Genomic DNA, 21,897 nt, shown 5'->3' on the forward strand with positions numbered 1-21,897 from the left:
GCGAAGGGAGCCCTGCCCTCCATGCCCGAAGCCACCGGACCGGAAGCCGCCGGGCCCACGACCGGCCCTCCCGCCTCCTGGCGCGTCCGACTGCCGCACACCACGGCCGCCGTGCCGATCGCCCGCGCCCTGATCCGCGACGCGCTCACCGACATCGACCCCCGGGCCGCCGGGGGTCCCGACCGCGACACGGCGGAACTCCTCACCGCCGAGCTCGTCGCCAACGCCGTCGAGCACACCGGCGGCCGCGGCCCCATCGAACTCGTCGTGGAACTGTTCCCCGGGCCGGGCGGCTGCCAGATCGAGGTCCACGACTCCGAGCCCAGCCGCGCCGGCGAGCTGGTCTGCCCCGAGCCGGGGACCGAGGTCGACCCCTGGCAGGAGCACGGCCGCGGTCTGCTGCTCATCCGCGCGCTCAGCAGCGACTGCGGGCACCGCCCCACCCCCCACGGCAAGGCGGTCTGGTTCACCCTGCCGGGGATACCGGCCCAGCGCCGCCCTCTGCCGTGACCGGGCACGCGCGCGCGGGGCGCGGGATCACGCCGCCGGGCCGGCCAGCGTGGCGACCATGACCGCCTTGATGGTGTGCAGCCGGTTCTCGGCCTCGTCGAAGACGACGGAGTGGGCCGACTCGAAGACCTCGTCGGAGCATTCCAGCTCGGTCAGGCCGTGCCGGGCGTAGATGTCCCGCCCGACCGCCGTGCCGAGGTCGTGGAAGGCCGGCAGGCAGTGCAGGAACCTGACGTCGGGGTTCCCGGTGGCGCGCAGCACGTCCATGGTCACGGAGTAGGGGGCGAGGGCGGCGATCCGCTCGTCCCAGACCTCCTTGGGCTCCCCCATGGAGACCCAGACGTCCGTGGCCACGAAGTCGGCGCCCCGGACACCGTCCGTCACGTCCTCGGTGAGCGTGACCGTGGCGCCGCTGACTTCGGCGAGCTTGCGGGCGGCGGCGACGACGTCATCGGCCGGCCAGTACGCCCGCGGGGCGACGATCCGTACGTCCATGCCGAGCAGCGCGGCGGTGACCACGTAGGAGTTGCCCATGTTCATCCGGGCGTCGCCGAGGTAGGCGAAGGTGATCCGGTCCAGCGGCTTGTCCGTGTGCTCGGTCATGGTGAGCACGTCGGCGAGCATCTGGGTGGGGTGCCAGTCGTCGGTGAGCCCGTTGAAGACGGGGACGCCCGCGAAGGCGGCGAGCTCCTCGACCGTGGCCTGGCTGTCGCCCCGGTACTCGATGGCGTCGAACATCCGGCCGAGGACGCGGGCGGTGTCCTTGACCGACTCCTTGTGCCCCATCTGGGAGCCGGAGGGGTCCAGGTAGGTGGTGGAGGCGCCCTGGTCGGCGGCGGCGACCTCGAAGGCGCAGCGCGTGCGGGTCGAGGTCTTCTCGAAGATCAGGGCGATGTTCCTGCCGCGCAGCCGCTGGACCTCGGTGCCCGCCTTCTTGGCGGCCTTGAGCTCGGCCGCGAGCGCGACCAGGGCGCGGAACTCCTCGGCGGTGAAGTCCAGCTCCTTGAGGAAGTGGCGGCCGATGAGGTCTGTGGCCATGGGTCGCGCTCCTATGGGTACGGTCGTGGGACGGTCGGGGACGACGGTCGGGGACGACGGTCGGGGACGCTGGAAGTGTATACGCACTTCGACATTTCTATACAGCCTTGTGTGGCAGCCTCTGGGGCAGCCCTCCGTGGCACCCCCGTAGCAGCCCGCCGGTGGAGCTCCCCGAGAGCCCTCCCTCCGAGCCGCTCCCGGTTCCGTCAGACCGCGTCGCGCTCCACCGGGCAGCTCATACAGCGCGGGCCGCCCCTCCCCCGGCCCAGTTCGCTGCCGGGGATCTCGATCACCTCGATGCCCTGCTTCCGCAGATGCGTGTTGGTGGTGGCGTTCCGCTCGTACGCGACGACCACGCCCGGCTCCACGGCGAGCACGTTGCACCCGTCGTCCCACTGTTCCCGCTCGGCCGCGTGCACGTCCTGCGTCGCCGTCAGGACACGGATCTCCTGCAGCCCGAGCGCCTCCGCGATGGCGCGGTGCATGTGCTCCGGGGGATGGTCGGTCACCCGCAGCGACTGCCCCTCGTCCCCCGGCTCGATCGTGTACGAGCGGAGCATCCCGAGCCCCGCGTACTGCGTGAACGTGTCCTGGTCGACCATCGTCATCACCGTGTCCAGGTGCATGAACGCCCGCCGCTTCGGCATGTCGAGCGCGATGATCGTGCGCGCCGAACCGGCCGCGAACATGCCCCGGGCCAGCATCTCCACCGCCTGCGGCGTCGTCCGCTCGCTCATTCCGATGAGCACGGCGCCGTTGCCGATGACGAGGACGTCCCCGCCCTCGATCGTCGACGGATAGTCGGCCTGCCCCTCCGACCAGTGGTGGAAGGCCCCCGCCTCGGCGCCGGTGAAGAGCGGGTGGTGCTTGTAGATCGCCTCGAAGTGGACGGTCTCGCGCTGCCGGGCCGGCCAGCGCATCGCGTTGATCGAGACGCCGTCGTAGATCCACGCCGAGGTGTCCCGGGTGAAGAGGTGGTTCGGCAGCGGACCGAGGAGGAAGTCGTCCAGGTCCAGGGCGTGGAAACGGACCGAGGTCGGCTCGCGGTGCGCCACCAGGAACTCCCGCTTCGTCATCCCGCCCACCAGCGCCTCCCTCAGCGCGACCGCGTCCAGCGAGTCGAACGCGGCCCGGAGGTGGTCGGTGGCGAGCGGCCCGTACTCCTTCTCGTCGAAGACCCGGTCCAGCACCAGCGCGCGGGCGGCCGGCACCTCCAGGGCCTCGCTCAGCAGGTCCCCGAAGAGGTGCACCTCCACCCCCCGGTCCCGCAGCACGTCCGCGAACCCGTCGTGCTCCTGCCGGGCCCGGCGCACCCACAGGACGTCGTCGAAGAGGAGGGCGTCCTTGTTACTGGGGGTGAGCCGCTTCAGCTCCAGATCGGGCCGGTGCAGGATGACGCGGCGCAGCCGCCCGGTCTCGGAATCGACGTGGAATCCCATGCGCCCATCCTGACGGAGCCGGCCCGCCGTGGCCTGCGTTTCGGACGAGGCGGGGGTGGCCGCCGCCGTCACCGGGTCGGTCCCGGTCAGACGAACCACTCCCGCACGGCCACCAGGAGGATCGCCACCACCAGGCCGCCGATCACCATCCCGGCCCGGCGCAGGAAACGGCGGGTGTAGCCGCTGCCGGGGTCGTCCGGGTCGCCGGACGGCCGGGGCCCGGGTCCTCCCGGGCGGGCGGTCGCGCGGGGCACGCCGTACGCCTCCCTGAGCAGGGTGGCCCAGACCGCCTCCGGCAGTCCGGGGCGCTCACCGTCGACGATCAGCCAGAAGGTCTCGCGGGCCGACGGCGCCGGGCTCGTACGGAGCCGGGAGAGCAGCGCGGCGACCGTGCCCACCGGGGCGTCGCCGCCGCCGAGGAGCGGGCGGACCGCCCAGCGGTGCAGCTCGGCCGCGTTGGCCGCGCGCTGCTCCTCCGACGGGTCGGAGGGGTCGGCCTCCCCGCCCGGGGGCGCCACGGCCCAGAAGTCCTGGCCGAGGGCCACCTCGCACAGCTCCCTGCGCAGCGGGTGGTCCCAGGAGGGCAGGCGCCGGGCCGTCTCGCGGAGGAGCAGGGTCAGGACGACGTACGCCTGCGGGCGGCGCAGCGCGTCGAGCAGCTCGCGGCTGCCGCCCCGCTCGACGAGCTCCCGGGCCTCGTCGACGGTGCGCACCATCGGCAGCTTGTGCACGAGCCCGGTCTCGGCGTCCCGCTCCCGGCCGCGCGCCCGGGGCCAGGCCCGCACCCCGCCCGCGACGGGCCCGGTCCACTCGGGCGCCACCAGGGGCAGCACCGGTCGGGGGTACGGGTCGGGCCCGGGATGCGGTGGAGCCTGCGGAGGGACGGGCTCGGGACGTGGCGGCGACTGCACCGGCGCGGGCCCGTCGCTCCGGGCCTCCGAGGTGCGGGCGGACGGCTCGCCGGTCGGTGTGGCGCGCGGCACGGGCACGGACACGGGGCGGTCGGCGGGCCCCGGGGGGCGCGGCGGCAGGTCGGGGGTGTACGACGGCTCCTGTGCCCGCTCCTCGGGCCTGAGGGGATCGGCCCGCCCCGGGGCCGCGCCGCCGCCCGAGCTCCAGGGCTCCCCCGGAGCCGGGTCGGACCGGTCCTTCGGCAGCGGGTCGGTGCGGTTCCGCGACAGCGCGTCGGACCGGTCCTGCGGCGGCCCGTCGGCGCGGTCCCGCGACGGCGCGTCGGACCGGTCCTGCGGCGGCCCGTCGGCGCGGTCCCGCGACGGCGGGGAGTCCGCACGGAACCAGAGGTCGGGGCGCTCCGCCGGGCCCGGGCGGGTGGTTCCCCGGGACTCTTCGGCGGCCGACCCCGGCTGCTCCCCGGCGGGGCGGCCTCCCGAGGTCCACCCCCACCGCCGCGCCACGGGCTTCCGTACGGGGGGCTCCGGCGGGGCCACGGCGCCGGCGCGGCCGTCGAGCGTGTCCAGCGCGCGCGTGGCCGTCTCCAGGAGGGGGCCGCTGCGGGCGGCGGAGGCGGCGTGGAGGGCGCTGCCGACCGCGTACTCGCCGCCCTCGCCCTCCGCGATCCCCCGCAGGTGGTGGCGGACGAGCCGGGCGGCGACCTCCTCCGCCCGGTCGCCGCTCCGCTCGCGCGGGTCGACGCGGCGACGATCGGTGTTGCGGCTCGCCGCTCCGGACCAGCGGCCGACGAACACGTAACGGAGTGCCGGGAGTTCGACGGTGTCATGGGTGGCGAAGGTCCACCGGCGGTCGGTGAGGGTCCCGAACATGCTGTGCAGGCCCCAGAGCACGGGGCAGGCGGTGTCACCCGGTGCGTCGAGGACGGTGAAGCGTTCGTCCGGGTGGCGCAGCAACTCCGCCACGGCTCCGGTGAGTTCCTCCGTGGCGTACGCCAGGGTGCGGTCGAGTTCCCCCTGCCCCCGGCCCGTCGCCGGGACGAGGACCTCCTCCGGTACGACCGGCAGCCGCCCGCGCACCCGGGCGGCGTCGACGTCCGCCCCCTCCCAGGTCCAGGCGTGGAGCCCGAGGCAGGTGGCGGGTTCGAGGAGTTCGGGCGAACCGACCAGGGCGTGGCAGAGGACGGACGTCCCGCCGTCGGCGTCCAGGAGCGGGAGGCGCCGGATCAGCATCACCTCCGCGCGCCGCTGGAGCCGGATCAGCGCCGGCCGTGTCTCCTCCCCGCTCGCGCGGAGCAGGGGCCCCGAGGTCCTGAAGAGGTTCTCCGCCTCGTCGCGGGGCCCGGACCAGGCCACCGGCCCGAAGCCGGTGCTGCCGGTGAGGTTCTCGCTGTCCCAGCGGAAGACGATCTGGTCGACCTCGTTCTCCGACCGTGTCATCGGACGATCCCCTCTCTGGGTCCCACGGGTTCCGCCCCGGGCAGCAGCCCGCACATGGCGAAGAGCGAAAGCAGCGGCGCGAGGACCCGGCGCGGCCGGGCCCCGTGCGGGAAGCGGTCGCCGCGCGCCTGTCCGCCGGTGGCGGCGACGAAGTGCAGGGTGCAGTCGGCGCAGTCGTCGAAGGGCTTGAGCCAGGCCGCGCTGGCGTGCTGGGCGAGGAAGGCGTACGCGTCCCTGCTCTCGGCCCTCGGGACGGCCGGGTCGTGACGGGCGGGCAGAGCACGGCCGAGCCAGCGGTCGACCACTGGCTCGAAGCGCACCAGGTCGCTCTTGTTGACGGCGAGCGCGGCCGGCGCGGCGACGAGCCCGCCGCGCTGCCGGGGGATGCGGTTCAGGACGGTGGCGAAGGCCTCGTCGCCGAGGTCGCGCCGACGCAGCCCGCTCTGTTCCCGCACGGGGTCGAGCGAGGGCAGCCGGAGCGCGCGCAGCGGGTCGAGGACGAAGACGAACGCGTCGACACCCATGAGGAACCGGCCGACCTCGCTGTCCTGGGCGAGGTCCTCGCCCGCGAGGTCGAAGAACACCACGGGCCGGGGCGTCGCGCCGCCCGCCGAGACGAGCAGGCCGTCGGCGAAGCGCGCGAAGGTCTGCTGTCCGGTACGGGCCAGCTGCCGCCCCTGCTGGAGGCTCTGCACGCGTTCCCGCAGATAGGTGCGGTGCGCCTCGGGGTTGAGCGGCCGGCACTTGAGTCCGTACGGTTCGAGGCCGCCGAGTTCGACCTCGCCGAGCATGGCGGCGAGGAGGTGGGTCTTGCCGACGGAGGAGCTGCCGACGAGGGCGATGGAGAGCGGTTCGCCGTTCGTGAGGTAGGGGACGGGGAGTTCGTGTCCCTCGTCGCCGTCGCGCGTGTGGGGGCAGAGGTGGTACGCCTTGCGCAGGGCGTCCGCCAGGTGGCCGGGGCGGCGCTCGGCCCCGAGGTCGAGCGGGATCCGGTTGCCCTTGGCGTCGATGGTGACGAGCAGCCGTTCGTCGTACTCGACGGGCAGCAGACAGTGCGGGCACATCCGGCTCCGTGACGGCGGCGCCGGTACGGGTTCGGCCGCCGGCGCGGGCACGGCGGCCCGGGCCGTCTCCTCCCCGCCGCCGAAGACCCGGCGGAACACGGACGTGCGCGTGGGCCGCTGGTCCCGGGCCGGAGCCTCGGGCGGCCCCGCCGGCGACCGGGCGCCGCCGGTCAGCGCGCGTTTGCGGGCGACCTGGGTGTCGTACTCGACGCGCCACCGGTCGAGCGGGTCCGCCGCGCCGGAACCGGCGGCGAGCGGGTCGGGCACGTTCAGGAGCCGCAACAGCTCCGCCGGGTGCGGGCGCTCCTCCGCGTGCGGGGAGAAGAGACCGCTGTGCTCCAGGGCGGCGAGGCGGCGGTAGTCGGCCAGGTCGGCCGGGGGGCCTTCGCCCCGGTCGGGGTGGCCGGAGAGCAGGGAGTAGGCGACTTCGGCGACGGACCACAGGTCGTCGCGCGGGTCCGCCGGCCCGTGCCCGGCACGCTGTTCGGGCGAGGCCCAGGGGGCGGCGCCGAAGGGCCGCCGCTCCTCCCCCGCGCGCAGTGCCGCGTACGGTTCGCAGAGCCGTACCCGCGCGCCGTCCCACCGTACGGTGTCGGGGGTGATCGCCCGGTGGACCAGGTCGAGTTCGGCCAGGAGGCGGACGGCGAGGGTCAGTTGGCCGGTGATCGCCTCCGGGTCGTCGGCGCCGAGGCGCCCCGCCCAGGCGGAGAGCGGACGCCCGCCGGGGGGCCGGTACAGCACGAAGGGCTCGGGCGCGGTCAGGTCGAAGCCGACGATCCTGGGGAGCACGGCGACGAACTGCGCGGAGCCATAACGCCGTTCGAGGGCCACCGCGGCCGACACCTCCCGCTCCAGGAGCTCGTACGCGAGGGGGTCGCGGTGCGCGGACGAGGTCAGCCGGTACTGGAGGACCGGTATCGAGCCGGCCCCCAGGACCGCCCGGCGCGCGAGGACCCCGGGGCGGCCCGGCGGCGTGCGGTCCTCACCGAAGCGCACGGCGAACCGGAGCTGCGCCTCCTGGGGGGTCTGGAACTCCAGCTCCTGGTAGTACGGATGAGGCGGCGGGCTCGGCTCACTGAGGTGGTCGGGGTGGTCCGGGCCGATGGGGTGGCGGGGGTCGCCCGGTTTGTTCGGGTGGTTCGGGTGGTTCGGGTGGTTCACGTTGTCCGGGTCGAACGGGTCGCTCGGGTCGCTCGGGTCGGTCGGTCGGTTCGGGTCGGTCACGCTTCTCCCGCCTCCTCGGCGCGGACGGTGTGCACGACGTCCGCGCGCAGCGGTACGAGACGGAGGATTCCGGCGTGACGTCCGGCGCCGGTCCACACGACGTCCTCGGTGGTGCCCCGCCAGAGGTCGTCCCCCGCGGCACCGCTCCGCATCGCCTCGGGCACGAAGCGGACGTGCCGGGCGGCGTGCGGGTCGTGCGAGAGCAGCCGCAGATGCTCGGGGCCGCAGAGCGTCACGGTACGGCCGGGGTCGTCGTCGGACAGGACCAGGAGGGCCACCGGATCGGCCGCGACCCCGGTGAGCCGGGCGGCGTCGGGCCGGTCGGCACGGTCCGCGAGGGCGGAAAGGCCGCCCGGGTCGCGCAGCCCGTCGTACCGGTGCGGCGGCGAGGCGGCGACATCGCGCTCGAGACGGAGGCGGGTCTCGTCCAGGAGTTCCGCGATCCGCTGCTCGTACGCGGCCGGGGCGACGGCGCCGGGGTCGCGCTCGACGCCCGCCCAGCACCGGTCGAGGATCACGAGGGTACCCGCGACCAGATCGCCGACGAGTGTGTCGACGAGCAGCGGCCCGCCGTCGCCGTACCGCCGCTCCAGCCAAGCGGGCGCGGGGAGGGCCGAGGGCCCGTCGGAGGGGACTGCGCCGGGCGCGGACGGGGAGGAGGGCGTGGGCGGGGCGAAGGGCGTGGGCGGGGCGAAGGGCGTGGGTGGCGCGGAGGACCGTACGGGCGTGGGGTCCTCGTCCATGTCGGACCAGACGTCCTCCTCCGCGCCGTCCGTCCAGTCCTCCCAACTCCACGACGACGTACCGCCGTCGGCGCCGGTCGACGGTGTCTCCTCCAGGGCCTCCTCGTGCTCCGTCGGCGCGTACGACGGCCCCCGCTCGTACGCCCGCCCACGCTCGTACACCCGCCCCCGCGCGTCGGCCGTCCGCGCGAGGCCTCGGAGCAGCCGGGCCACCGCCCCCGCCCCGGCCGAGCAGTGGTGCCGGACCTCGGCGAAGAGCCAGTCGTGCACGGCGGTCGTGACGACCAGGGCCTCGATCTCCCGCAGGATCCGCCGGGCCTCCTCCGGGTCCGCCCGCTCCCACCAGTCGTCCACGGCCCGGGTCCAGTCGCGCAGCGCGAGCAGGACGACGGCCGCCAGGGACACGGTGAGCGCCACCGCCCCCAGCCAGGGCGGCGGCCCGAGGAACTGGCCGATCCCCGCCCCGACGAGGCCGCCGGCCAGACCCCCGAAGAGCCGGGGCGCCGCCCCCGTCGCGCCGCCGCCGTCGATCCGCCCGTCCGGCGAGCGGTTCGGCCTGCGCCGCAGCATCAGATGGGCGAGCCCCGCGGCGAGCACGCCGACGGCCGGGCCGAGGACCCAGCCGAGGACGGGCCAGAGCCCGGCGAGCAGGGCGAGGACCCCTGTCACGGCGAGGGCCACGGGGCGCGAGCCGCCGGCCGTGAAGGGGTACCGCCCCCCGAGCCGGCGCAGCCGTTCCGGCCCGCAGATCACGTCGAGCCGGGCGAGGCGGGCGGCGCTGCCGACGGGCGCGGTGCGCGCGGAGAGCGCGGCCAGCCGGGCCGCGACGGAGCGCAGCGGGAGCCCCTGGCCGATCAGGCCGTGGGTGTGGTCGCGCAGGGCGGGGACGATCCCGGCCCGCGTGATCTCCCGCGGCATCTCCGGCAGTTCGATCCCCCGGTCGCGGAGCACGCCCCGGTGCTCGGCGGTGAGCCGGCTGCCGCCCGCGGCGCCGAACGCGTCGGCGACGGCGGTACGGAACCGGGCCAGCTCCTCCGTCATCCGCTCGATGTCACCCGGCAGGTCGACGGTGCGGCCGGCGCCGGTGAGGAGTCCCGCCGCTCCCCGTATCCGCTGGTGGTCCTCGACCGCGTCCCCCACGGCCTCGTCGCAGGCGGCGAGGCGGGCCCCGGCCCTGCCCTGCGGCGGGAGCCAGCGGTGTCCGGCGAGGGACCTCGGGACGCCGTCGTCGAGGAGCAGCCCGAGGGCGCCCGGCACCTGCTCGGCGGAGGCGGCTCCGGCCGGGACGTCCTGGCCGGTCAGCCCCTCCACCGCCTGCCGCCAGGCGCGCGCCCGCGCCTCTTCCGTGAGGTCGTGCTCCAGGACGCGGACGGCGGGCACCGCGACTCCGTGCACCACCTCGCCGAGCGCGCGGAGGACGGCGTCGAAGACCTCGGGCGTGGAGAGGACCTCGACGAGCGGCCGCAGGACGGCCTCGCCCGGGACGCCGTCCTCCACCGTGTCGAACAGCCACAGGACGCCGGCGGCGGGCGGGCGCAGGGTGAGGGAGCGGCTCAGGTTCCGCTCGCCCCTGGCTCCGACGGCCAGGCAGACGATGTGGGCGGGTCCGTAGGAGGAGAGCCGTTCGTGGAGCAGTTGGTGGGCGACGAGCCGGTCGGCGTCGTCGAGGACGAGGAAGCGGCGCTCGCCGCCCGGCTGCGGGGCGTCCAGGGCCGCGCGGACGGCGGCGTCGAGGTCGTCCGCCCCGGCGTCGGTACGGAGGTCGAGGCAGACGGCGTGGCCGGGCAGCGGCCGTTCGGGGAGGACGCGCGGGCTCACTCCGCCTCCCCGGGACCGAAGTCCGCCTCGAAGTCCGGCTCGAAGTCCGGCTCGGGTTCCAGCTCCCAGTCGCCCTCGTACGCGGACGGCTGCGGGGGCGGCGCGGCCGCCGCCGGGGGCTGCCCCGTGCCGGGCCCGTACCCGCTTGCGGGCGGCTGCCCGGTGCCGTTCGCGTACCCGGAGGCCGGGGCTTGCCCGGCGCCGTTCGCGTACCCGGAGGCCGGGGCTTGCCCGGCGCCGTTCGCGTACCCGGAGGCCGGGGCTTGCCCGGCGCCGTTCGCGTACCCGGAGGCCGGGGGGTGCGCGGTGCCGTTCGCGTACCCGGACGGGGTGGCCTGCCCGGCGCCCGGCCCGTACCCGGGCGCCGTCTGCCCGGCGCCGGGCCCGTGTCCGTACCCGCCGTGGGTCTGCCCCTGGTTCTGCCCTTGCCCGTACCTCTGACCCTGACCCAGGCCCTGACCCAGGCCGTGACTCTGCCCCTGCCCCTGCCCCTGCCCCTGGCCGTGACCCTGGTTCTGGGCCGGGACGTGCCCCGAGCCCTGCCCCGGCCCCTGTCCGCCGTGCGGTCCGTGGCGTTCGTACAGGGCCCGCAGGGTGGACCTCGTCGCGTGGGCCGCCGTCGGGAAGCGCATGTCCAGGGCGCCCGGGTAGGTGACCTCCCAGAAGTGGCGCAGGGGCGCGAGCCATTCGCCCTCCGCCTCGCCGTAGCTCCTCGCCTCCTCGGCGACCCGGTCGATCAGCGCGAGCTGGCGCGGGGCGACCTGCTCCACGAAGTGGGTGAAGAGCGGGGACGGGGCCGACGGTACCTGCGCCAGGCCCTTGGGCAGGGCCTGCATGAGACGCTCGCAGAACTGCTCGATGATCTGCCCCTCGTCGAGCAGCGCCCAGCGCTCGTACGCCCGCAGCAGCCCCGCCCAGCTGGAGAGCGAGCCGTCGAAGCCCTCCAGGCGGAGCGACATGGTCGCGGACTCGCCGTCCTGGAGACGGATCCGGACGAGGTGGGGCGAGCCGGCCGGGCCCTCGGCGTCGACGTGTCCGTTCCACATCGCGCAGAGCAGCCGGTGCAGGATCCGCTGCCGGTCGTGCTCGGTGGAGACCAGCCAGTCGTCCTGGTAGCCGAGCCGCTGGCGCCAGTGCAGGAAGTCGTTCTCGCTCGCCGCGTCGCGGGCCTCCGCCCAGAGGCCGAGGACGCTGCGGACCTCGGAGATGTCGGTGAGGTTCATCCCGCTGCGGAAGAAGACGACGGTGATGGAGTCGGTGTCGCCGGCCCGGCTCTCCGGGGTGACCCGGGAGGGCAGGTTGAGCTCCTGCTCCAGGTAGTCGCGGGCCCGGCCGTCGGACTCGCTCGCCGGGTGCACGATGAGGATCTTGAGCGGGCCGCTGCCGTCGGGGACGAAGCCCACGGGGATCAGCCCGGCGAGGCGGGCGCGGAACTGGTCGAGCCAGCGCGGGTCGATCTTCGCCTCGGCGGTCTCGTCGCCGGACGCGGCCCGGAGCAGCAGTTCCATGGAGGGCAGCAGGGGGCGGGCGAAGGCGTCCTCGTTGGCCTCGCCGAAGAGCCGCTTCACCCGCCGCTCGACGACCTGCTTGATCTCCTTGACCGCGGCGCCCGGCTTCGAGCGGCGGACCGTGTCGAGGGCGTGCCGCCAGTCGTCGGGTCCGACGAGCCGGCCGAGGAGGGTCGCGGCGTCGGCGGACTCGGGCAGGCCCAGGTTCTGGGCGAGGCGGTCGACGACGTCGTCGTAGAAGGCGCGCAGGGTGTTCTGCGGGGGCAGCAGATAGGCGATGCCCGCGCGGTCGTCGCGGTAGAGGTCGCGGCGGCGCTCCGCGAAGGACTTCGCCTCGTCGTGCTCGTGGGCGCGGAGGGCCTTCGTGAGTTCGGCGACCTCGGCGGAGACGAGGTTCAGGGAGGGCCGCCACTGGGCCTCGCCGGCCTGCCAGCCACGGTGCCAGAGGGTGCGGGCCCGCCACTGGTACCAGGCTTCCTGGGCGGCGAGCGCGTCCTGGACGTCGGGGTCGCTCCACCGGGCCGGTACGACGCCGCCGACGCTGCCCTTGACGGCGGGGATGGCGGGCGCGAACGCCTGCACGTTCGGGGGGCGTTCGGGTTCGTTGCGCCGGTTGTCGAGCATGCCGGTGAAGCCTTCCCTGGCCACCCGGTCGGGGTGCCCCGGCAGGCCCGCGAGGACGACCTCGACCTGGAACGGGTCCATGTGGCCGAGGAGTTCGCGGACGCCCGCGCTCGGCCTGAAGTCCTCGGTGAGCCGGGGGATCTCCCGGGCGAGGCTGCTGTCGAGGCGGCGCAGGGCCTCCTCCATGTCCCCGAGCCGGTTCCGCAGCTCCTGGGTGATCTTGCTCTTGCCGCGCGGGAGTTGCTCGGGCGCCGGGACGTCCGGGGCCTCCCGGGTCCAGAGCCGGCCGACGGCGGAGCGGGTGAAGAGCTCTCTGACCTGGTTCTGCCCCTCCCGGTCGGGCCGCCGGGCGCGCTCGGACATGCCGCGTACGGCCTGGGCGAGGAGGCGGGCGGCGACGATCTCGGCGAGGTCGTCGACGGGCACGGTGAGGGAGGCGGCGAGGCTGGTGGACATGCCCCGGTAGCCGATGCCCGTACGGGCGGGGGTGGAGCGCTCCACGCTCTTGTTGATGAAGCTGGCGGCGAAGGACTGGTAGTCGTCCTCGACGCGGGTGGCCGAGCCGGTGTCGTCGCCGAGGTCGGTGCCGATCAGCGACATCACCATGGCGGCGATGGAGCGGCGCAGGTCCTCGCTGCCGATGACGGACGGCTTGGAGAAGAGGAAGGCCGTCTGCATGGTGGCCGGCCGCAGGACGACGACGCCGTCGCCCGGGTACGTGACGCTGAGCCGGCCCCGGTCCTCGACGTCGCCGACCTGGTCGAGGGCGTCGGGCACGTTCTGGTCGTCGACGAGGCGCGAGAGGTCCACGAGGGCGCGGGCCGAGTTGAGTTCGGCCTCGCGTCCGCCGCCGGCCTCCGGCGGGAAGGCGGAGGGCATGACGACGAGGGGGTAGATCTTCACGCCGGGCACCCGGGCGTTGCGGAACTCGTGCCCGATGAGGTGGATGAAGTCGTAGAAGATGCCGGCGCCGGTGCCGCCGGCGACGGAGAAGGCGACGAACACGTCACAGCCCCGGATCCGGCCGCCGCCGACCCGCCGCAGGTCGCCGGCGGACTGCCCGATGGCCCCGATCGCCTCGCGGAGCTGCCGCAGGACGGGTTCGAGTCCGGAGCGCAGGGTCGCGAACAGCGCGGCGCGGCCGACGGTCGGCAGCTGTCCCGCTCCGTTGTTGAGGGGGGCGACGCGCGGCTGGCGGGCGTGCGGCGGCAGCCAGAGCCGGGTCTCCTCGGGGACGGAGACGCGCAGCATCCGCGTCACGGCCGGGGAGGAGTCGTAGTCGGTGGGCAGCAGGTCGCGGATCATGCGGGAGGTACGGGCGAACGCGGCGCCCTCGGCGCCCTTCGCCTTGAACTGCGGCTGGTTGAGCAGCTCGCCCTCGCTGAAGTCGGCGTAGACGAACTGGAGACAGTCGGGCAGCTGGAAGGGCAGGCGGCGGCCGCCGTCGACCAGGTCGGTGCCGTCGGGGCCGCACAGCTCCCGGCGCAGGCCGCGTTCGAGTTCGCTGCCGATGCGTCCGCCGGTGCCGCCGAGTCCGACGAAGAGCATGGGCTGGTAGATCTTCATGTCGTTCTCCTCGGTGACCCGTTCAGAAGTTGCCGTCGTAGTCGCTCGCGCCTGCGGAGGCGTCCGGGCCCGGGCCACCGGTGGGGGCGGCGGCGGTGCCGCTCGTCCCGCCCGCTCCCCCGCGCCCGGGGCCGCCACGGGCCGGGCGGCGGGCCCACGGGGTGGCGCGGGCGCCGCGCGGGGCCGGCCGGCCGCCCCGTACGACGAGTTCGTGCTCAGCGAGCCCGGTGGGCTCCCCGGTCCTGACGGGGACCTGCCCGCCGCCGCGGGTGCGCAGCAGCAGCTCGCCCGCGCCGGTGCGGCGCAGCACATGGGCGGCGGAGGAGCCGCCGCCGGGGATGCGGCGGAGGGTCGGCGGCGCCCCGTACGGTTCGTCGACGGCGAAGGCGAAGGCGCCGCCGGGGCTCTGTCCGCGGCGGACGGTCAGCGAGTCGACCGGCCGCCCGTCCTGGCGGAGTTCGAGCGTGACGCCGGTCAGGTCGCGGCGGCGGCGCCGGGCCGCGAGCCGGACGCCGACGAGGGCGCCGAGGACGAGGAGCAGCGCGGTCCCGCCGGCCACGGCCTTCCACCAGCGCTCCCACCAGGTCGGCGGTGCCACCACCAGGACGTCCAGGAAGGCGCCGCGCAGGACGCGGTCGCCGTCGGCGGTGTCCACGACGGTGACCTGGCCGCCGAGTGCGCGCAGGGGCGTGCCGTCGCCGACGGTGAGGGTGAAGGGGATCTGGGTGCTGCGGTTCGGCGGGGCCGTGACGGTCGCCGGGGTGACGGCGAGCTCCGCGCCGGGCGTCTGGTCGCCGAGGGCGAGCCGGAGGGTGTGGGGCGCGGAGTCGTTGTTGGTGACGTCGAGGGTGCCGTGGACCGTGCCGCCGGGGTGGACGGTGCCTCCGTCGACGGTGAGGGCTGCGGTCACGAGCGGCGCGTCCTCGGCGACGACGGCGTGCAGCGGGCGCCGGTCGGAGGTGATCCCCGGTGCCTCCATGCGGGTGACGAGCTCCAGGTCGCCGGTGGCTCCGGCGGGGACGGTGAGCGTGCCGGTGAACCGTACGTCGCCCGCCTCGGCGTCGGGGGCCTTCCCGTCGTCGGCGAGGCGGAAGCTGACGGGCCGGAAGCCGTCGCCGCTGAGGTCGGCCGCGACGGAGAGGCCTGCGAGCTGCTTCGGGTCGGTGACGACGACTCCGCGCCGGGTCTGCATCCGCACCTCGACCTTGACCTGCTCCCCGGCGCGCGGGGACGCGGGGTCGAGGACGACGGTGGAGCGGAGGCGGCCCTGCCAGAGCGCCCGGACGGCGACCTCGCGGTCGCGGTGGCCCTCGGGCGCCTCGATGTGCACCCGCCAGCGGCCGGGCAGCGGGTTCTTCACGCGGAGCGCCTCGACCGGGCCGTTCTCTCCGCTGACCTCGAAGTCGGAGCCGTCGAACGCGCCGCGGACGGGCACCTTGCGGCCCGCCGGGTCGAAGTAGGTGACCTGCACCTTCGGGTCGTGCTTGGCGACCGTGAGGGAGCCGTCGGTGGCGATGGGCGGGATGACGACGGTCAGGTCGGCGGGCGGCTTGCCGACGGTGCCGTGCTCGATCCGGGCGCAGCGGGCGGCGGCGAAGGTCTCCTGGAGGGCCTTGTCGATCCCGGCGGAGGTGTCGACGACCCGCATGCGCGGGGTGGACCCCGGGATCTGGGAGCAGGCGCCCCGGTAGCCGCCCTCGGCCATGGCGGTGAGGGAGGCGCGGTCGATCTCGGTGCCGAAGCCGAGCGGCCAGATCTGCACGCCGGCCGCGCGGGCGCGGGCGAGTTCCTCGGTGAGCCGCCGCGCGCCGTTGGCCTGGCGGCTCTCGCGGTCGGAGCCGTACTCGGGGCTGTCGGCGACGTCGAGCCTGCCGTCGGTGAGCAGGAAGACGACCTTGGGGGCGGGCTTCCCGGTGGTTCCGGTGCCGCCGCCGTGTCCGGTGAGGCGGGTGACGGCCTGGCGGATGGCGGCGGGGAAGTCGGTGCCGGGTCCCGTACGGGCGGGGTCGCGCTTGCCCAACTCCTGCACGCAGTCGCTGAGTCGCTGTCGGCCCGCCGCGTCGACCACGGTGGGCGGGCACACCTCGCGGACGGGCGACTGGCCGGGCTTCTCCGAGCTGCCGAAGCCGATGACGGTGGCCCGTGAGCGCTCCGATATCTCGCCCTGGCCGATCAGCGCCGCCGCCTCGGTCTCGCGCGCCAGGTCCTTGTCGGCGAGGCTCGCCGACTGGTCCACGACGACGGCGAAGTCGATCGGGTCGGGCCCGTCGGCGGGCGCGGTGGGGGCCGGGGCGGTGGGGGTACGGGAGGTACCCGGCGCCCCGTGGGCAACGGGGATACGGGAGGTACCCGGCGCGCCCTGGGCGGCGGGGATACGGGACGTTCCCGGCGCCCCGTGGGCCTCGGGCGTCGCGAGCGGGCCGGAGAGCGCGAGGAGCGCGCCGGCGAGGAGCAGCGCGCCCCCCTTGTCGATCCACTGCATGTTCTCTCTCACCACAGTTCGCTGAAGAGGGCCAGGAGGGCGCCGAGCACGAGCGCGGACACGCCCAGGCGCAGCCACCGGTACTTCGCCGCGAGCACGAGACCGTGCACGCTGGCCTGTTCGAGGAGCCAGCCGGTGGCGTCCGCGCCCGAAGCGGAGAGCCGCTCGCGCAGCGCGGGCTCGGACGGCCCGGCCGCCAGCTCGCGCAGCAGCGTGCGGTCGGCCCCGATCCGGGTGCGGGGCAGTACCACCGAGACGAGCATCAGGACCCCCGCCGTCCAGAGCGCGCCCGCCAGCAGCAGGAACGCGAGCCCCGCTCCGGCGGCGGGCAGCGGGCCCCGGTCCGCCGAGAACACGACGGCGAGGAAGGCGAGGGCGCCGGAGAGCAGGATCGCGGCCTTGGTGTCGGCCCGGCCGATGTCCTCACGCACGGTCGCGAGCAACCGCTCGGCCATGAACCTGAGCTCCTCGGGCGGTACGGGGGCGGGCACGGGGACAGGGGCGGTGGCGGGCACGGGCTCCGTCGCCGGGTCCCGCGCGGGCTCCACCCCCCGGTCCCGCGCCGGGTCCGGGGCCGTCACGCGTCGTCCCAGTCGTCGAAGTCGGCGCTGGGCCTGACCGGGCGGGCGGGACGCCGGGGGCTGTCGCGGCGTTCGCGGTCGTACGGGTCGTCGCGGTCGTACCGGTCGTTCCGCTCGTACGCGTCACCCCGGTCGTACGGGTCCTCCGCGTACCGGTCATGACCGTCGTCACGGCCGTCGTCGTAACGGTCCCGCGCCCGGCCCGGGCCGCGGTCGTCGCCGTCGCGGCCCCGCTCGCGCGCCCTGCCCCGCTCCCGTTCCCGTTCGGAGCCGGACTCGACCCGCGTCGGCTCGTAGACCCGGGGGTCGCGCGGGGCGTCGGGGTGCTCGTCGTCCCAGTCCGGGCGGCTCGGCTCCGGCAGGGCGTCCTCCAGGGCGAGGCGGCGGCGCGAGGCGTCGCCCGGGGGGTTGAGCACCCGGTCGGTGATGCCGCCGAGGACGGTGCCGGTCTGGGTCCGCAGGTACATGAGGACCTGGTACATCTGCTCGCCGATGTCGTGCCGTTCCAGGACGCCGGTGTCCAGGAGCCGGTTGAAGACGGCCAGGTAGTCCTCCTGGCCCTCGCGCCGCTCCCGCTGGAGCTGGGTGCGGATCTCCCACTGCTTGTCCGGGTGCATGGCCATGTGGTGGGCGATCTGGGCGAGGTCGCCGCGCCGGAAGAGGGCCTCCATCTCGCGGGCGCGGTCGGCGACGAGGGCCCGGTCGGCGGCCTCCCTGCGCCGCTCCGCCTCGGCGACGCGCTCGTCGGCCTCCATGGTGACGCCGACCCGGTCACGGCGGGAGACCTCGGCCTTGACGGAGTCGTCGAGGTCGATGAAGACGAGGACGCGGGTCCGCAGTCCGATGTCGCGGCCGAAGCTGAGGCGTCCGGCGCTCAGCTCCTCCCGCACGGCCTCGTCGGCGCGCTGCGCCTCGGTGACGCGGAACCTCCTGGAGAGCCTGCGCAGACCATCGAGGAGTTCGTCGTGGAGCAGTTCGGCGACGTCCTCGACCTGTTCGCGGACGACGAGGTGCGGGTCGGTCACCACCCACTGGACCTTGGCGACCGCCTCGAAGAAGACGCCGTCCCCTGCGGCCGGCAGCTGGAGCCTGAACTCGGTGACGTTGCGGCCGAGCCGCACCTCGAACACGGTGTACGGGGAGCCGAACAGGGGCTTGTTCACGTCCTCCGTACGGTCCGGCCAGACCACCCGGTGGCCGCCGTTGCGGTAGAGGAGCACGGCGGCGATCCGGCCGCTCCTGCGGCGGTACGGGGGCGCGTACTCCCCGATCAGGGGCCCGCGCGGGCGCCCGTCGGCGGCCTCCGCTCCCCACCGGCCCCGCCCCCGGCCCCCTCCGCGCGTCTGCTCCTGGCCCCGCCCCCGGCCGGGGCCGTAGTCCTCCTCAGGGTCCAGGTCCAGGTCCTCGTCGTCGCGGCCGTCGCCGCGCCGCCCGCCGTTCCGGTCCTCGGTCCGCTCGTCGTACCGCTGCCGCTGACGGTCGTCCCGGCCCCGCTCGTCGTACCGCGGGCGCTCCCGGTCGTCCCGGCCCCGTTCGTCGTATCCCCGCTCGTCGCGTCCCCGGCCCTCCCCGCGTCCCCCGTCGTCCCGGCGCGCCCGGTCGTCGCGGTCCCGGTCGTCCCGGCGCGGCCGCTCGTCCGGCCGCGCGTTCCTGTGCTGCTCGGGCCCGGTCATCGGTTCGCTCCTTCCGTCACGGCGTCCCAGATCCGGCGCGCCGCTGCTCTGTCCAGGGGCCGGTCACGGTCCCGGACCAGTTCGTTCAGCAGGCCCCTGAGCCGGTCCCGGTCCCGTCGGTCGACCGCGAGGCGCGGCAGGAAGGCGCAGACGTGCCCGAGCACCTCCGGGTCCTTCGCGGCGCGTCGGAGCAGTCCGCCGAGCGCTTCGAGGGCCGCCTCGCCGGAGCGGGCCGTGGTGAGCGTGTGCCGCAGCAGCGCCGCCAGTTCCGGTGCGAGGTCCGGCCGGGTCGCGAGGAGGGCGACGAACAGGGGGCGGGCCGCGTGCCCGTCGAGTTCGGGGACCTCCCGCAGCCCCCAGAGGTGGGTGGTGCGGGTGCTCAGGGCGCGGATGACGGCGAAGTGGACCAGGTTGGCCAGGTTGAGCCGGCCGTCCTCCAGCCACTGCAGGAGCCGCCGGAGGACGGGCGCGGGCTCCCCGGAGGCGAGCAGCCGCGCCACGCTGAAGGACGCCGGAACGAGCACGTCGACGTCGGTCGCCTCGCGGGTCCTGACGACCCGGGCCAGGGCGTCGAGCGAGCCGGGGACGCCCCCCGCCGCCAGGACGTAGCCGTGGGCGAGCAGGGCGGTCCCGACGAGCGCGTCCTCGCCGGACCCCGCCCAGTCCTTGAGCACGGCGGCGACGGCGGGCCGGACGCGCGGGTCGCGCGCGGCCTCGGCGAGCGCGGTGGCGGCGGCCATGCGGGCGACGGGTTCGTCGGTCACGGCGAGCGGCACCACCAGCTCGCGGAACCCGTGGATCCAGTCCCAGGAGCAGAGCACGCCCGCCGCGATGGAGGCCCGCACCCACACCTCGGGCCGGGGGTCGTCGCAGAGCGAGCGCAGCCAGCGGGCCACCGGTCCGCGGACGTTGTGGTAGCCGTGCCAGATCTCGCCGAGGACAGCTCCGGCGAGGGCCTGGCCCTGGAAGCGGACGGCGCGCACCGGCACCTTGGCCGGGCCGAGGTCCAGCTCGCCGTCCTCCAGGACGGCCCGGGCCTCGACCGGCCGGTGCTCGGCGTGGGTGCCGAACAGGCGCCTGCCCGGCGGGTGTTCGGGGTCGAGGGTGACCGCGAGTTCCCAGGCGAGGAGCTCGGCGGCCTCGGCGGCGAGGCTGTAGGCCGAGCCGTCGAAGACGGCGACGGCGATGCGGAACGCCCCGGCGTTCAGGGCGGGCAGGGCTTCGGGGAGCGCTCCGGGACGGTCGGCTCCCGCGAACCACTCGCGGGCCTGGGAGCGTACGAAGGAGGCGCACTCGACGAGGAGTTCCGCGTCGGTCATCTCGCCGCGCCAGTGCCGGGCCAGGTGGTCGGCGAGCCGTGCGGCCTCGCGCGGGCGCAGCTCCTCGAGCCCGAGGGCGCCGACGACGTCGGGGCGCGCCGCGCGGGCCCGCGCGCTGCTCAGGGCCTCGTCGGACTCGGCGCGCAGCCGGTGCCAGAGGTGGCGGTGCAGGACCTCGTCCGCGGGCGGCGGCGCGCAGTACATCCCGTACCGTCCGCGCAGCAGCCGGTCGGCGAGCTCGCCGTTCTCGACGAGGACGATCCCGTACGCGTCCCGGCTCCGCAGCAGGTCGCCGAACCGGTCGAGGTGCAGTTCGGAGAGGCGGGCGGCGGCGCGGCGGGCGGCCGGGTGCTCGCCGCGTCCGGAGCGGGAGGGGCGCGGCTCGCTCTCGGCGCGTACGTCCTCGGTGAGCAGTTCCAGGAGGTGGCCGCCGCTCTCCTGGAGGGCGTCCTCGGTGATCTCGTCGACGCCGTGGCGCGGGTCGAGGCGGAAGACCTTGCCGCCGGTCAGTTCGTCGAGCAGGGCGAGCGCGGTGGCCTTGCGGCCGCTGCCGGGTTCGCCGCACAGGACGAGGACCCGGTGGTCGCGGAGGCGGTCCCGCATCCGCCGGTACCCGGAGGTCGCGCAGTACACCCGGCCCAGGTGGTCGAGCGTCTCCGGCGGGACGGGGCCCTGCACGAAGTGCGGGGAGCGGTCGGAGCCGTACAGGGCGAAGATCTGGTTGCCCTCGAAGACGGTGCCGTCGCCGTGGATGGTGGTGAGGCGGTCGGCGCCGCCGCCGGCCCAGGTGCGGACGGCGCGGCGCGCGGTGGCGGCGCCGCCGGTGTCGCTCTCGCCGCCGAGGGGGCCGCGGTCGGCGGCGGCGAAGACGCTGGGCTCGCGCGGCTGTTCGCCGGCGGCGTCGGCCCGCTCGGGGCCGCCGGGCCGGTCACGGTCCCGGTCCGCGCGCTCGCCCGCCCGGTCGGCGCCCCGGTGGGCGCCGCGATCCGCGCCTCGGTCCGGGCTCCGGTCCCCGGCCCTGTCCTGGTCCGTCCGGTCGCCGTGGCTCTGCCCGGCGTCCGGGGCGTCGTGCTGGGGCGAGGACTCGTCCTCGTCGCTCACTCCGCCTCACCCGCCCCGGGTGCGGCGGACTTGCGGATTCCGGTGAAGCCGCCGTGGATGGTGTTGCCGTGGACGTCGAGCAGGTCGCCCCCGACGTGGTACGTACGGTTCCCTCCCCCGGTCCGGGGCGTTGGGCCGTCCCCCCGCGACGGCCCAACGCCGGTCCGTGACCCCCCTGTCGGCTCCCCCGCCGGCTCCCCCTCGGGCTCTCCCTGCGGCCCCGCCGCCGGTTCGGGTCCGACGAGCGGCGGCGCGGGCCTGCGCGGTACGTGGAACCAGGCGGCCTCGTCGGTCTCCTTGGACCGGATGCGGGCCTGCCGGTAGTGGTCCGGCTCCACGTACCGGCCGCCCTCGGCGACCACGTTCACGTACAACCAGTCGGAGACGACGACCAGCAGGTCGACCTCCGGGGCCTCGTTCATGATCCGCTTGGCCGGGGGGCTGTCGCAGAGCCGGGCGGCGAGGTCCACCGCCCGCCCGACGAGCCCGTGCCGGTCCTGGACCACGAGCCCCGCGTTCATCCCGATCCGCAGCCGCAGCGGCCGTGCCCGGCCCCTGTTGTGGGCGCGCAGGCTCTCGTACAGGGTGTCGATCCACCGTCCGACCATGAGCGTCGGCGGCACGTCGGGGCGGAGGGCGGCGAGGATGCCGTCCCCCCGGTCCTCCTGGTGGAAGGTGCCGGGCTCGACGCCGACGGAGCTGTACGCGTCGTCGAACGCGGCGTACATCGCCGTCCGCTGGAGCTTCTTCTCGGCCATGTCCAGGGTCCCGGATCCGCAGATGTCGCCGAAGACGACGAACCGGTGGATGCCGCCCAGGTCCGCGCCCGCTTCCCCGTTCACTCCCGCACTGCTCACTC

General features: G+C 75.6%; 12 protein-coding genes. 1 reads left to right on the forward strand and 11 read right to left on the reverse strand.

Annotation, left to right across the window (positions count from 1 at the left end; genetic code table 11):
• Window positions 1-21: 21 nt before the first annotated feature.
• On the forward strand, window positions 22-510 hold the full coding sequence (locus AMK29_RS26005) for an ATP-binding protein (protein WP_073817563.1): 489 nt from the start codon (window positions 22-24) through the stop codon (window positions 508-510).
• A 27-nt stretch (window positions 511-537) separates the two neighbouring features.
• Here AMK29_RS26005 and argF read toward each other — a convergent pair whose 3' ends face one another.
• The 11 genes from argF to AMK29_RS26060 form a co-directional block, all read right to left on the reverse strand.
• A complete protein-coding gene (gene argF / locus AMK29_RS26010) occupies window positions 538-1,548 on the reverse strand; it encodes an ornithine carbamoyltransferase (RefSeq protein WP_073817565.1) in 1,011 nt (336 codons plus the stop codon).
• A gap of 206 nt (window positions 1,549-1,754) precedes the next feature.
• The gene (locus AMK29_RS26015) at window positions 1,755-2,987 is read right to left on the reverse strand and encodes an arginine deiminase (protein ID WP_073817566.1); all 1,233 of its coding nucleotides are present in this window, start codon (window positions 2,985-2,987) and stop codon (window positions 1,755-1,757) included.
• Window positions 2,988-3,073: 86 nt separating this feature from the next.
• On the reverse strand, window positions 3,074-5,335 hold the full coding sequence (locus AMK29_RS26020; RefSeq protein ID WP_073817569.1) for a hypothetical protein: 2,262 nt from the start codon (window positions 5,333-5,335) through the stop codon (window positions 3,074-3,076).
• Window positions 5,332-7,623 (reverse strand): hypothetical protein, encoded by a 2,292-nt coding sequence (locus AMK29_RS26025; protein WP_241845711.1) that lies wholly within the window; start codon window positions 7,621-7,623, stop codon window positions 5,332-5,334. Before AMK29_RS26025 ends, AMK29_RS26020 begins: the two co-directional genes overlap by 4 nt.
• Window positions 7,620-10,184: a hypothetical protein gene (locus AMK29_RS36555; protein WP_158071359.1), complete on the reverse strand. Its 2,565-nt coding sequence runs from the start codon at window positions 10,182-10,184 to the stop codon at window positions 7,620-7,622. Before AMK29_RS36555 ends, AMK29_RS26025 begins: the two co-directional genes overlap by 4 nt.
• Window positions 10,181-13,882: a tubulin-like doman-containing protein gene (locus tag AMK29_RS37695; RefSeq protein WP_079197144.1), complete on the reverse strand. Its 3,702-nt coding sequence runs from the start codon at window positions 13,880-13,882 to the stop codon at window positions 10,181-10,183. Before AMK29_RS37695 ends, AMK29_RS36555 begins: the two co-directional genes overlap by 4 nt.
• Window positions 13,883-13,904: 22 nt before the next feature.
• On the reverse strand, window positions 13,905-16,376 hold the full coding sequence (locus AMK29_RS26040) for a VWA domain-containing protein (protein ID WP_079197145.1): 2,472 nt from the start codon (window positions 16,374-16,376) through the stop codon (window positions 13,905-13,907).
• The gene (locus AMK29_RS26045) at window positions 16,373-16,945 is read right to left on the reverse strand and encodes a Pycsar system effector family protein (RefSeq protein WP_241845712.1); all 573 of its coding nucleotides are present in this window, start codon (window positions 16,943-16,945) and stop codon (window positions 16,373-16,375) included. Before AMK29_RS26045 ends, AMK29_RS26040 begins: the two co-directional genes overlap by 4 nt.
• Window positions 16,942-18,618, reverse strand: a complete 1,677-nt coding sequence (locus tag AMK29_RS26050; RefSeq protein ID WP_073817570.1) for a hypothetical protein — start codon at window positions 18,616-18,618, stop codon at window positions 16,942-16,944. Before AMK29_RS26050 ends, AMK29_RS26045 begins: the two co-directional genes overlap by 4 nt.
• Window positions 18,615-21,038, reverse strand: a complete 2,424-nt coding sequence (locus tag AMK29_RS26055; RefSeq protein WP_073817573.1) for a hypothetical protein — start codon at window positions 21,036-21,038, stop codon at window positions 18,615-18,617. The genes AMK29_RS26050 and AMK29_RS26055 overlap by 4 nt, the downstream gene beginning before the upstream one ends.
• The gene (locus AMK29_RS26060; protein WP_241845713.1) at window positions 21,035-21,895 is read right to left on the reverse strand and encodes a hypothetical protein; all 861 of its coding nucleotides are present in this window, start codon (window positions 21,893-21,895) and stop codon (window positions 21,035-21,037) included. The genes AMK29_RS26055 and AMK29_RS26060 overlap by 4 nt, the downstream gene beginning before the upstream one ends.
• Window positions 21,896-21,897 lie beyond the last annotated feature (2 nt).

The organism is Streptomyces sp. CB02261 (assembly GCF_001905665.1).
In the GTDB taxonomy this organism is placed as follows: domain Bacteria; phylum Actinomycetota; class Actinomycetes; order Streptomycetales; family Streptomycetaceae; genus Streptomyces.

Coding starts and splice junctions, on each gene's coding strand:
- AMK29_RS26005 (WP_073817563.1), top strand. CDS start 22: ATGCCCGAAGCCACCGGACCGGAAGCCGCCGGGCCCACGACCGGCCCT.
- argF (WP_073817565.1), bottom strand. CDS start 1,548: ATGGCCACAGACCTCATCGGCCGCCACTTCCTCAAGGAGCTGGACTTC.
- AMK29_RS26015 (WP_073817566.1), bottom strand. CDS start 2,987: ATGGGATTCCACGTCGATTCCGAGACCGGGCGGCTGCGCCGCGTCATC.
- AMK29_RS26020 (WP_073817569.1), bottom strand. CDS start 5,335: ATGACACGGTCGGAGAACGAGGTCGACCAGATCGTCTTCCGCTGGGAC.
- AMK29_RS37695 (WP_079197144.1), bottom strand. CDS start 13,882: ATGAAGATCTACCAGCCCATGCTCTTCGTCGGACTCGGCGGCACCGGC.
- AMK29_RS26050 (WP_073817570.1), bottom strand. CDS start 18,618: ATGACCGGGCCCGAGCAGCACAGGAACGCGCGGCCGGACGAGCGGCCG.